Origin of the sequence: Chryseobacterium joostei, from assembly GCF_003815775.1 — a bacterium.
In the GTDB taxonomy this organism is placed as follows: Bacteria; Bacteroidota; Bacteroidia; order Flavobacteriales; family Weeksellaceae; genus Chryseobacterium; species Chryseobacterium joostei.
Genome location: NZ_CP033926.1, coordinates 4,671,497 through 4,685,379, shown reverse-complemented (window position 1 = coordinate 4,685,379; position 13,883 = coordinate 4,671,497). Strand labels below are relative to the sequence as shown.

The window sequence follows — 13,883 nt, the reverse complement described above, 5'->3', positions numbered from 1 at the left end:
ATATTAATTTCCTAAGGATTCCAGAAAATTTTATCCGTTCATAAAAAAAGCCGGACTTTTCGAACCGACTTAAATTTATGTTTTTAAATATCATCTTTAATCTTTGAAGAGGGACACCCTTGTAAAGGAATCTACCACTACACCACAGGATATATCTGACTCCATGAAAAGCTGATATCCTCTACCCGGGTCTAGGCTGGCAGGATCTGCAATGGTATAGAAGTAAAAGGTAAGCAGGTTACCTACTCCACCTGAGCCACTTGGGACCAATTGAATAGAATTGATTTCAAAGCCGGAATCAGGGTTTTTGAAAGTTGCTTTTACAGATCCTGAAGAATTGGATCCCGGGGTTATATTAGCAATAAGTCTCCAAACATGTACCTGACCATAGATTTCATTTTCTCTCCATTTACCTGTTGCTGCAGTATAAATATTAGCTGTAACCCCCGGAAAGGGAACTGTGGTTTCCGGCCAGCTAGTGGTAGGGCTTGCAGCAAAGACTAATGGTGTTGTGTAAGTCACCTGTTGCCTTGCTCCATATCCATTTCCTGCAGCACTTAAATTAAGGGATGGTTTTGCATTTGCGTTTCCAGAATTCACTTTAACGACACCGTCATTACCAGCCTGAGAAGATGTGGGGACAAAAAGCTGTCTCCAGAGGGTATCATCCCAATACTGGAAATTATTCGTTGTCGTATTAAAAATAAGGGTTCCTGCAGTAAGATTAGCATTTACAACACCTGCAGGAGGCACTGTTAAAGCATCATTATCAGCTAAGTAAGTATTTCTGTCCGTATCTGTAAGTCGGGGAATAAGAATACCTTTCTGATTGGAGACAACATCAAGCACTGTTGCTTCATTGGGATTCGATGTATTAATACCTACCTGAGCAAACATAAGAGTGCCTACACAAAGCGGAATAAACGAAGTTAAAAATTTTCTCATGATCTTACGTTTTATTGAATAAAATTACAAACTATAGTTAAAAATATGTTAAAAAATAAATTTTTATATGTCATATTTTATTCGTAATTTACATAACATAAACCACTGAAAACCATCACATTAAATTGTAATAACTCACTTTTAAATGAAAGAAAAATCATTAACATTTTAAACTTTCTTTTAACAATCATATATATAGTCTATACTTCATGAAAATTATTAACTTCGCTGTGAAATAACTGAATGTACATGGAAAGAGAACATAACCTTGTTCCTGAAGACAAACTTTGGAAAAGATTCCTTTACCGAATAATTTATCGCTCCGATACCAGGCTCGGAAAACTCTTCGATATCATATTACTATCCTTAATCCTTGCAAGTACTGCCATTATTATGATGGAAAGTGTACCTCAGCTGGATAAAAGATTTCATTATACCTTTGTAATTCTTGAATGGATTATTTCTATTTTTTTCACTGCTGAGTATTCTATGCGGATTGCCGTGATAAAAAATAAGCGCAACTATATCTTCAGCTTCTTCGGAATTATTGATTTTCTTGCGCTGGTTCCTTTCTTTCTTAGTTTTTTCTTTCCGATCACGAAATATTTCCTGATCTTCAGAATGCTGAGAATGCTGAGAATCTTCAGGATTTTCAATTTACTGGACTTCATGAATGATGGCTATCTGATTGTAAGAGCATTAAGAAACAGTTCGAGAAAGATTTATATATTCCTTCTGTTTCTGATCATATTTTCGGTTATTGTAGGTTCACTTATGTTTATGGTAGAAGGTGGCCGTCAGGGTTTTGAAACAATCCCTCAATCTATTTACTGGGCTGTAGTAACGGTAACTACTGTAGGATATGGGGATGTATCTCCTATTACTCCGATGGGAAAGTTTTTTGCAGTTGTTCTGATGCTTGCAGGTTACTCCATCATTGCGGTTCCTACCGGAATTGTAACAGCCGAAATGCGAAACAAAAGACAGAACCTGGAAATGGTCTGTGACCGTTGTGGCAATGAAGATATTGATGATGATGCAAGATACTGTAAGCAGTGTGGCAAGAAATTAGCTTGATATTAGGTATTAGTTTAATCTATTCACCAAATACCACAAAATCATGGAACCAAAAAAGAAAAACAAACCCAATAGTTTAGTGATTATTCTTTTCGCACTTATTGCGTTAATGATTATCATTTATTTTATCCTTGTTATGTTCTTCCCAACTGTTTTCGATCTTATGAACACGGGAGACATACAGCCTGTACCCAACAAGTAAGGAATTACAGATCATGATCTGTTTATAAATAAAAAGAAGAGCGGAAATTTCTACTCTTCTTTTTTTCGTTTCAAGAACCTTATGAGCTATTTGCCTTATTACTATTTCTAATATTTTTTCACAAAAAAGACGGATCAAATGACCCGTCTCTCTATTTCAATTATTTCTCAATTATTTCTTAATTGCTTTAACTGTCTGCTTCGTTCCGTCTTTCATATTCAAAACTACTAAATACATTCCTTGCTTTAAGTCTCCTAAATGAAGAACAGAGGAAGGATTTTCAATAGTTTTAACCAATCTTCCTGAAACTTCCAGAACAGAAATTGATTTTACCTGATCTGCTTTGGAAATATTCAATACATCTGTAAATGGATTTGGATATACTTTAATTTCATTCTTAGCACTAGATGTTTCTGAAGTTCCAAGATTTTCTTTATTAATAGTAATCGTAAATGCACCCTCCAATTTATCTTCATCATCAGAATAATGTCCCACATTCACATAATATGCAGTTCCTGTAACCGTTGGCACAGATACTGTTTCTGTACTTCCACCTCCATTAGCATCAACGGTACTTACACAAGCTAAATTATCGCAGCTACCGCTAAAAACTCCAATCTGCGGATCAAAGCTACTACCAGAAGGCATTGTAACAGCAATTTCGTGAGTTGTACCATCTCCCATGAAAGTAAACCAAGTACCATCATTCATTGGATTACTTGCGCAAGTAGAAAGGAATCCACCATTATTAGTAGCTCCAGCCGCATCAGCCTGAGTATAAGTATAAGGGAATACAGATGCTACCAATGCACCAGTACAAGCATCATTTACCGGAGGTGGTGGCAATGTTCCTACACATATCTTAAAGCCAATTGCCGTTTCTGTTCCACCGTAAGTGAAAACTCTTACATAATAAGTACTTCCTGCTGTAAGACCTGTTGCTACTGCTGACTCAGGATCTGAACATAGGACATTTACTAAATTTCCACAACTTCCACTGAAAACTTGGAAATAGCTGTCTATAGTCTGATTTGTACCCAATGAAACAACATCGCTTAATGTAATCATATGGCTACCAGCAGTTGCTGTAAATTTAAACCATACATCATCATCAGGATTACCAAAACAAGGACTTGGAGCTAAGCCTGAATCTGTTGCGCCAAGCGTATGGCCAGAAGTAACTGTTCCACAGTTCATATTTGGATTTACTGTCAGGGTAACAGCACTAGCACAGTCATCGTTTGTTGGCGGCGGCGGCAAAGTTCCTACACATATATTGAAACTTTGAGCTCTTCCTGCTCCTCCATAACTATAAACTCTTACATAGTAAGTTTCACCTGCATTAAGACCGGAAACAATTGATGAATCAGGATCTGAACATAAAATACTTGTCAAACCTCCACAGATTCCACTGAAAACCTGGAAATAAGTATCTGTACTGGTACTTCCAGTACCTACTCCAACAATATTTTTAAGTGAAATAACATGAGAAGCTGCCGTTGCTGTAAACTTATACCATACATCATCATCAGGATTACCAAAACAAGGACTTGGAGCTAAGCCTGAATCTGTTGCAGAAAGAGTTGTACCAGCAGTAACTGTACCACAATTCATATCAGGGTTTACCGTTAGGGTAATTGCAGCAGAGCACTCATCGTTTGCAGGAGGAGGAGGCAATGTTCCTACACATATATTGAAAGCTTGAGCATTTCCTGCATCTCCATAACTATAAACTCTTATATAGTAAGTACTTCCTGCAGTAAGCCCTGTTGCTACAGCACTTTCCGGATCTGAACATAAAATACTGTTTAATGTTGCACAATCACCACTGAAAACCTGGAAATAGGTATCTGTGCTTGAAGTGGTACCTGCAGCGGTTACATTTTTAAGTGAAATTACATGGCTTGTTGCCGTTGCTGTAAATTTATACCATACATCATCATCCGGAGTACCAAAGCAAGGATCCGGAGTCAATCCTGAATCGGTTGCCGAAACCGTTGTTCCCGCAGTAACAGTTCCACAGTTCAGATCTGGGTTTACCGTCAGGTTTACAGCAGCAGCACAATCATCATTGGCTGGAGGAGGAGGTACTGTTTTAAACTTTATATCGGTACAACCAGTAGACTCACCACCTACCCCAACTGAAATCACTCTAAGGTAATAAGTAGTATTAATAGAAAGTGGGGCTGCCGGCGTGAAGCTGTTTGTTGTTACCGCTTGTTGATTTACAATATTTGTTCCTCCTGGAGTTGTGCCTATAGAAACCTTGTAACTTGTAGCTCCTTGTGGCGCACTCCAAGTAATGGTAGGAGACAATGGAACTAAGATTGCATTGTTTGCAGGATATATTACAGGAGCACAAGCTGGTATTGCACTTGGAGTAAGCCCCATAAAGCTTATAACCGATCTGTATCCTAGAGATGTTCCAAAGGGAGGATTTGACGGATCCGGATTTTGAGAGTCGCTTGAATAAGCAATAGCTCTGTCCTGCACCGCATTAAATACAGAAAACACTTCATCATCATCATAATTGGAAGTATTTTCATCTATTGCAAGAACTAAATTTTGTGTATTGTTATACGCAAATGGTACAGCAAATGTAATTTCTATCACTCCATTTGAGTTTGAAACAGTTCCTGAATACACTTCTGTCATCTGTGCAACAGGAACCCAGTTGCTACCAGACGTAAAATTAGTTTTTGTAGTATGACCGAGATAAACAACCCAATCGGATGAATTGTCTATCGTTGCAGCAGGATCCAGATAAAATTTAAGACCGGTAATATTTCCTGCAGCATTTGCATTAATTTCCTGTTTTGTGAAAATTTGCTGGGTATAGGAATACCCATAATAGGTATTGACCGGAGCATTTCCGGTGATTGTACTACCTTCACCCAAGGTGATTTGAGCACTCAAAATCATGCTTACGGTGAGCAAGCACAAGAGTAAGATTTTCTTCATATTTAATTTTTTTTAAGGGATTATTACATTTACCAAATTAATAATAATTTAAACACAACATTAAAAAAAGATTAAAAAAAAGCAGTAACAATTAAGTTACTGCTTCAAATGCCTATATTATTCGGATTATTTCTTAATCACTTTAATTACTTGTCTTGATCCGTCTTTCATATTTAATGCCATTAAATACATACCTTGTTTCAAATCTCCCAATTGAAGAACTGAAGTAGGTTTTTCTATTGTCTTCACCACTCTTCCGGCAAGATCAATAATAGAAATAGACTGTATTTTCGTTACGTCTGAGATATTCAAGACATCCGTAAATGGATTAGGATAGACTTTAATTTCTTTTATTTTCTCAGCAACAATTTCAGATGTTGCTAATATACTGCTAGTAATATTGATGTCAAAGTTTCCTTCCGAACTATCTAGAGTTGGAGAATAATACCCTACATTCACATAATATACAGTTCCTGCAACAGAACTGAAAGTAAGGGTTTCAATATTATCAACTGCTGCAGCTTTTTCGTCTATTGTAGCTACACAAACAAAAGCTCCACAGCTTCCACTATATACAGATACTCTATGATCCCAGCTTGTAGTGCTTTTCGCAGAAACAGTGATTTCTCCTCCATTCCCAGTAAATTTAAACCACATTCCATCATTGCCTCCTGAACACGTTGTAATAAATCCAGTTCCATTCGTAGCACCTACTCCATTAGTTTGTGAATAAGCATATGGGAAAGATGTTGCAAGCAATGCTCCTGAACAATTATCATTTGCTGGCGCAGGATTCGCATTTACAGTGAATGTTCTTTCAGCACAAGCTGTTGAGGTATCCGTATTTACTTTATAATAATATTTAGTTCCTAATGTTAATGGAGCTGTAACGGTATATGAAGAAACGTTTCCAACATTTACATTATTCATAATATCAGACCCACCTGCTGTTGTACCAATAGTTAAGGTATAATAAGCTGCTGCCGGCATTGCATTCCATTTTATGATAGGATTTATTGGTTGAAGCGTTGCAGCGTCTGCAGGATATGTCACAACCGGACATGCTCCCTGAGTCGTAAAGTTATTTATGGTACAAGCAGTGCCCGTAAGGGTTCCCGTATATCCTATTACTGTATAATAATATTTAGTTGTCAATGCTAAAGGCGTAGCAACAGTATAGGAAGTAACATTCCCTATATCTACATTATTTAAAATATCAGTTCCTCCAGAAGTAGTTCCCATGGAAATTTTATATCCTGTAACTCCTGTGATTGCCCCCCATGTAATAGTAGGAAGTAGAGGTACACCGGTTGTACCTGAACTAGGTGAAGAAATTGAAGGGCACAAAGTTGATGTTGTAAAGTTTCTTTCTGTACAAGCTGTTCCAACTGTACTTCCTGAATACGCAATCACTTTATAATAATATTTCGTACCGAATGCTAAAGGTGTAGTCAAAGTATAGGTAGTTGCGTTTCCTACATCTACATTATTCATGATATCACTTCCACCTGCGGTAGTTCCCATTGTAATCCTATATCCTGTAACACCCGTAATCGCTCCCCATGTAATGGTTGGTAATATTGAAACCCCGGTTGCTGAAGAACTTGGTGCTGAAACAGTAGGACATAAGGTAGCAGTTGTAAAGTTTTTTTCTGTACAAGCTGTTCCTACTATACTTCCTGAATATGCGATCACTTTGTAATAATACTTGGTATTGAATGCTAAAGGTGTGGCATGAGTATAGGTAGTTGCATTTCCTACATCTACGTTATTCATGATATCGCTTCCACCTGCGGTACTTCCCATGGTAATTCTATATCCTGTAACCCCGACTATTGCATCCCATGTAATAGTTGGAAGCACAGAAACTCCTGTTGCTGAAGAAGCTGGTGCTGAAACAGTAGGGCATAAAGTAGCAGTTGTAAAGTTTCTATCTGTACAAGCCGGTCCCATTGTGCTTCCTGAATAAGCAACCACTCTATAATAATACTTGGTATTGAATGCTAAAGGTGTAGTAAGAGTATAAGTAGATACATTTCCTACATCCACATTATCCATAATATCATTTCCTCCAAGCGTAGTTGACATATTAATTCTATATCCCGTAACCCCAGGTATTGCACCCCATGTAATAGTTGGAAGTACAGATACTCCGGTTGCTGCAGAAACTGGTGCAGAAACAGAAGGACATAAAGTATTTGTTGTAAAGCTTCGCTCAGTACAAGCCGTTCCTTCTACACCTCCTGAGTAAGCAATCACTTTATAATAATACTTGGTATTAAAAGACAAAGGTGTAGCAAGAGTATAGGTAGTTACATTTCCTACATCCACATTATCCATGATATTATTTCCTCCAGCAGTGGTTCCCATCGTAATTTTATACCCTGTAACTCCAGCAATTGCACTCCATGTAATAGTAGGAAGTACCGATATACCACTTGCTCCTGAACTAGGCGCTGAAACAGTAGGGCATAAAGTAGCCGTTGTAAAGGTTCTTTCTGTACAACCTGAACTCACAGAGGTAGGGCTATAACTATTAACCGTATAATAATATTTTGTATTAAATAACAATGGAGTCGTAAGCGTATAAGTGGTAACATTTCCTACATCTACATTATTCATAACATCTGTACCACCTGCCGTACTTCCTATTGAAATCTTATAACCTGTAGCTCCTGTTACCGATGACCAGCTAATAGCAGGAAGCACTGATACACCAGTTGCCGCTGAAGCAGGCGAAGAAACAGTAGGACAACCAATATTCAAAGTCATGAAAGAACTTTCTGAGCATCCGGTATTATTCCCAAGATTGTTGGTAGGAATTACCTTTACATAGTATGGTGTTGAATAATTCAGCGTATTTGCAGCAGGAATAGTATAACTAAGCGCATTTCCTACATTTACATTATTCAATACGTCCGTTCCACCAGGAGTAGTTCCCATATTAATTAAATATCCGGTAGCTCCTGCCGCACTGTTCCATTTTAGTGTAGGAGTTCTGGAAACTCCTGTTTCCGCTGCCGCTGGTGCCGTTAGCGTAGTACATCCGGGAGGAGTAGTGATTGGCTGATTCAATTTGATCTCATCAAATCCTAAGTAGAAATCTGACGGAGAAACATAGTTTGCCGTAATTCTGAATTTAAAATCTGCTCCCGCAGGAATTGTTCCTGCAGGAATTGTTCCTGAAATAGTAGTACAGGGAATTGGAGTAGCATTTGGACTATCAAGATTGACAGGAGCAACCAATGTGGTCCAGTTCACTCCACCATCAAGAGAATATTCTGTTACAAAATTTCCCTTAATAGCTCCGCTGCTAGAAAATCCTTTGGCTGCATACTGGAATGAATAATCAAGAGCCAGGCCATTAGAATTGGGAGAAGAATAAACAAGATTATACGACGTCACATTGCTATAGAGGTTCTTGTAAGCCACGTTTGAACCCGCACAAGCAGGGCCAGAACCAGACCACATTCCTAATGATACGGATTGTGATGTTGTAGAAGGTAGCGTAGCCGAGGTCCACCCAGTGGGGAGTGACGAGCCCTCAAACCCCTCATTAACGAGAATCTGTGCCGAGGCTCCTATACCAAGAGCCATCATACACATCAGTAGAATTTTTTTCATAAATAGTAATAATAATAGTTAGGGCGGTAAAAGTAAATATTTTTTTGATGAAATATCATAAAATATTAAAAAATACTATTCAAACAAAATTAAAAGTCTTTTATTTTTATTAAAAAACTAAACATTTATTTAATTTTAACAGATATTTAAAAATAAGCCATAACATAATAAATAATTGAATATCAATTATTTAAACAAAAGACAAACTAATTCCTACCTATACATAAAATACTATTTAACATAAAAATATATTTTTCTAAAAAATCTCACATTGATTAATAAAAACAAAAAAAAGTGGCAAAAAGCCACTTTTTAATCAATTGTATCAGTAATTTTAATTCAAATAGAATTCATATTTATTGAGTAATTGTATTTCTTTGATCAAATCGCCATTTAAATCTACGGAATGCTTCATAGACTGAACCTCAATATGAGAGTCATCATCAATATTTTTAATAAAGAATTTCAGCTTTTGACTTCCTTTATTTCTATCCAGCACTGCTCTGAAAAAGTCCAGATCTTCTGGTCTTACATCCATCACATCCATTACAAGAGAAATACTTTTAGCAAATCTTTCAAAAGCTTCCTGAAGCTCTATCACATCATTTACATTCACAAAAACACGCCCGTCCTTTACCTGAGCAAATTTTATTTTGAATATAACAAATCTCTGAACTTCAAGCTTTTCTTTCAATCTCATATAATCCCTGTCCCCTAGCCTAAAGGAATAAGACCCTGAATAATCCTCCAAGGTAACAAAAGCTACTTTTTCACCACTTCTGAAACCATCCTGAACTCTATATTCTGTAATTAAACCTGCAACAGTATATTCTTTTCCACCGCCACCATTTTCTCTTTCTTTTTGAAGTGTTTTCCAGTCTTTCTTTTTTTCCTCAAATAACTCTTCAGGTTTATTGGCAAAAGCTTGTTCCTTATAAGCATCCACCTCATCAAGATTCAAAAATCCAAAAGTTCCCTTTGGTTCTGCTTTTTTTGTCAACTCTTCTATTACTTCTTCTTCTCCCACAGACAATTCATCAGAAACAATCTCTGTAAGATCTACAGTTTCATCTTGTGAATCCTGTTCCAACAAAGGAGCTTCATCTGTAGTTACCTTTTCCTCTTCTTCTTTTTCCAGAACAGACTTCTTGGAAAGTCGTCCCTGCATAAACTGAAACTGGTACTTAAATTCATCCAATGGATGAGCCGAAAGATAGAATCCTATAGTTTCTTTTTCTTTGTTTAATTTATGCATATTTGGCCATTCCGGACAAGGTGCTAATTTTGGCTGCTCAATCTGTACCTCATCTGCAAAATCAGCAAACAGAGAATGTTCCATCTCATTTTTACTTTCCTGAAAGCTTTGTCCATACCTGATTAGCCTTTCCAAATTAGTTCTTCCAGCCATATCAATATCAAAATACTGACCTCTGTGGAAAGAACCCAATTCATCAAAAGCACCGGCCAGCACTAAACTTTCCGCTACTCTTTTATTCATATGAGAAGGCATTATTCTTTCAAAAAAATCATAAACATCCTTAAATCTTCCATTTCTTCGCTCTCTTGTAATCGCTTCACTTGGCCCTTCACCAATTCCCTTGATAGCACCTAAACCAAAACGAATCTGTCCTTTTTCGTTTACAGAGAATTTATATTGAGATTCATTCACATCAGGACCTAAAACATCAACCCCCATACTTTTACAATCCTCCATAAACATGGTAATCGAATCCGTATTATTAATGTTATTACTCATTACACTTGCCATATATTCAGCGGGATAATTTGCTTTTAAATAGGCAGTTTGATAAGCAATAAAGGCATAGCAGGTAGAGTGAGATTTGTTGAATGCATATTCTGCAAAGGCTTTCCAGTCGTTCCAAATTTTTTCAAGTCTTTCTTCATTCAGGTTATTTTTTCTACCTCCTTCTATAAATTTAGGATACATTTTATTAAGAACATCAATCTGCTTTTTACCCATGGCCTTTCTCAGGGTATCTGCCTCACCTTTTGTAAAGTTGGCAAGTTTCTGGGACAAAAGCATTACCTGCTCCTGATAAACGGTAATTCCGTAGGTTTCCTTTAAATATTCTTCTGTTTCTGGTAAGTCATATACAATCTCTTCAACTCCATGCTTTCTGTTAATAAAGTTTGGAATATACTTAATTGGACCTGGGCGATACAGTGCATTCATGGCAATAAGGTCAGCAAAAACCGTAGGCTTAAGCTCCCTCATGTACTTTTGCATCCCGGGACTTTCATACTGGAAAATACCAACCGTTCTTCCTTCTTTAAATAATTGATAGGTCTTAGTATCATCCAATGGAATTTCATCAGGATCAATATCCAACCCATATCTTGCTTTTACAAGCTTTAGAGCATCTTTAATGATTGTTAATGTTCTAAGCCCAAGGAAGTCCATTTTCAGAAGGCCGGCACTTTCTGCTACTGAGTTGTCAAACTGAGACACTAAAATATCCGCATCCTTAGCAGCAATAGTCACAGGCACCAGATTACTCACATCTTCCGGTGTGATAATTACACCACAGGCATGAATTCCGGTATTCCTGATACAGCCTTCCATTTTTTTAGCACTCGCTAAAACTCCGTGGCGTGAATCATCAGGACTTTCAAGAACATATCTCATCTCATCAACAAGCATTTGTTCTTCCGGTTTTAGTTTATCATATTTTGCCAATGCTTTTGCAATGTTCATTCCCGGTGTTGATGGGATTAACTTGGCAATATTATTGGTATCCGGGATTGGAACATCCAATACTCTTCCCGCATCTTTAATGGCAGACTTTCCACCTAATACAGAATAGGTAATAATCTGTGCTACCTGGCTTTGCCCGTATTTATCAATTACCCATTTAATAACCCTATCTCTCCCTTCATCATCGAAGTCAATATCAATATCGGGCATCGAAACCCTTTCCGGATTCAGGAATCTCTCAAAAAGGAGATCATACTTAATAGGGTCAACATTTGTAATTCCAATACAATAAGCTACCGCAGATCCGGCAGCGGATCCTCTTCCGGGACCTACCCAAACCCCCATTTTACGGGCCTCATTACAGAAATCCTGTACAATAAGGAAATACCCCGGATACCCCGTATTGGCAATTACCTCCAATTCAAAGTCTAGACGTTCTTTTATTTCATCCGTAATTCCATCAACACCATATCTTTTTCTTGCTCCTTCATAAGTCAAATGGGTAAGATAAGCCATCTCACCTCTCTTCCCGCCATCTACCTCATCTTCTGCATGAATAAACTCTTGCGGGATATCAAACTTTGGAAGAAGTACATCTCTTTTTAATGTATAAGGTTTAAATTTTGCAAAAAACTCATCATAGGCTTCAAACGCATCAGGATAGGCTAAAAAGGCCTCTTTTATTTCATGAGAATTCTTAATGTAATATTCTCCTGTTGAAAGGCCTCTTCTCTTACCAAATCCTTTTCCAATAGGAGTTGAAAGCTTTTCACCATCTTTAATACAACTTACAATATCCTGAATATTAGCATCATCTTTATTGGTGTAAAAAGTTTGGTTTTGGGCCAAAATTTTTACATTATATTTATCTGCAAAATACAGGAGAACTTCATTTAAATGCTCTTCTTCAGGCAATTTATGATTCTGAATCTGAACATAAAAATCATCTTCAAAAGTATCTTTCCACCATTTGAAAAGCTCCTCTCCCTTTTGCTCACCCGTATTTAGGATGGCATCAGGAATATCTCCAAGAATCCCCGAAGTTAAAGCAATAATTCCTTCTTTGTACTGAGCTATTAATTCACGGCTTATCCTAGGAACCCCAAAGTAAAATCCTTTCAAAAATCCAATACTCGAAAGTTTCGCCAGATTTTTATATCCATTAAAATCTTTTGCTAAAAGCACAACCTGCGTCCTTCTATCCGGATCATCCTTGGTAAACTGCTTTTGCTCATAGCGGTCTGAAATATAAAATTCACAGCCTACAACTGGAATCAATGGTTCTGAAACAGGCTCTACCTCATTAAATTCTGTTCCATTTTCTTCCGCTTCCTGTTTTTTTGCTAAATATTCTTTATGTTTTTTTGCCCTGTCTCCATTGGCTCCCTCTACTGCGGAAACAAACTTGAAAGCACCCATCATATTCCCCAAATCAACCATTCCGACAGCCGGAAAGTTTTCATCAGAAGCCTTTTTAATCAAGTCATTGATACTTGAAGTAGCCGTTAATGTTGAGAAAACACTGTGATTGTCAAAATTGAAATATTTCCCAAGATCAATCTCATCGATACTTCCAAAATCCTGCTGCTTTTTCTTATTATTAAAATCCGCAACCTGTCTACGGATAACAATCCCAAAAGGTTTAATAGGATCAGGATAAAGGCTCCTGAAATAGCTCAGCTGATCTTCTGATATCTTCAGAATTTCTGCAGGAACTATTCCAATCCTCATCATTTCAAAGAATACCCGTGCCGTGGCATTTACGTCTGCAGCAGCGTTATGAGCTTCATCGAATTTAGTTCCGTAAAGTTTTTCGTAAAGTTCTTCAAGTTTTGGAGACTTGTATCTTCCTCCTCTTCCACCGCCTAACTTACAGTAGTCGGTTCCCAGAATCATGGTATCAGCCTTTGGCTTTTCCTGAAGATTATCTTTTAAATTTTTCCTATAAAATTCCGCACCTACGATATTATAATCAAACTCAACATTATGCCCGGAAACCACCCTTACCCTTTCAAGAACTTCAGAAAATTCCTCCAAAACTTCTTGAAGGTCACGCCCTTCTTCATTAGCAATTTTAGTGGTAATCCCGTGAATTCTTGCAGCATTAAAGGGAATATCATATCCCTCAGGTTTTATTATATAATCCTGATTTTCAATCAGATTACCATCATCATCATGTACCTGCCATGCAATCTGTACCATTCTCGGCCAGTTATCTGAATCTGAAAGTGGTGCGTTAAAATTTTTAGGTAACCCGGTTGTTTCTGTGTCAAAAATTAAATACATATAATTTTCTAACTTTTTTATAAAAAAGAGAATGTAAAGTTACTTCATTTTTTCCAAAAAATAGTCTAAAAC

6 protein-coding genes are annotated in these 13,883 nt (G+C 37.2%); 2 read left to right on the top strand and 4 right to left on the bottom strand.

Annotated features, from left to right (window positions below; genetic code table 11):
• Positions 1–96 precede the first annotated feature (96 nt).
• Positions 97–945: a hypothetical protein gene (locus EG359_RS21380; protein ID WP_076353834.1), complete on the bottom strand. Its 849-nt coding sequence runs from the start codon at positions 943–945 to the stop codon at positions 97–99.
• A 249-nt stretch (positions 946–1,194) separates the two neighbouring features.
• Between EG359_RS21380 and EG359_RS21375 the strand changes: the two genes are divergently transcribed.
• Together EG359_RS21375 and EG359_RS22615 are read left to right on the top strand one after the other, a co-directional pair.
• A complete protein-coding gene (locus EG359_RS21375; protein WP_123867481.1) occupies positions 1,195–2,022 on the top strand; it encodes an ion transporter in 828 nt (275 codons plus the stop codon).
• 43 nt (positions 2,023–2,065) lie between these two features.
• The gene (locus EG359_RS22615) at positions 2,066–2,224 is read left to right on the top strand and encodes a hypothetical protein (protein WP_164463094.1); all 159 of its coding nucleotides are present in this window, start codon (positions 2,066–2,068) and stop codon (positions 2,222–2,224) included.
• Positions 2,225–2,395: 171 nt separating this feature from the next.
• On the opposite strand, the gene EG359_RS21370 is transcribed toward EG359_RS22615, so the two are convergent.
• The 3 genes from EG359_RS21370 to dnaE form a co-directional block, all read right to left on the bottom strand.
• A complete protein-coding gene (locus tag EG359_RS21370; RefSeq protein WP_084180402.1) occupies positions 2,396–5,185 on the bottom strand; it encodes a T9SS type A sorting domain-containing protein in 2,790 nt (929 codons plus the stop codon).
• A 126-nt stretch (positions 5,186–5,311) separates the two neighbouring features.
• Positions 5,312–8,809: a T9SS type A sorting domain-containing protein gene (locus EG359_RS21365; protein WP_084180400.1), complete on the bottom strand. Its 3,498-nt coding sequence runs from the start codon at positions 8,807–8,809 to the stop codon at positions 5,312–5,314.
• A 334-nt stretch (positions 8,810–9,143) separates the two neighbouring features.
• Positions 9,144–13,811, bottom strand: coding sequence for a DNA polymerase III subunit alpha (dnaE, locus tag EG359_RS21360; RefSeq protein WP_076353826.1), 4,668 nt, complete (start codon positions 13,809–13,811; stop codon positions 9,144–9,146).
• Positions 13,812–13,883 lie beyond the last annotated feature (72 nt).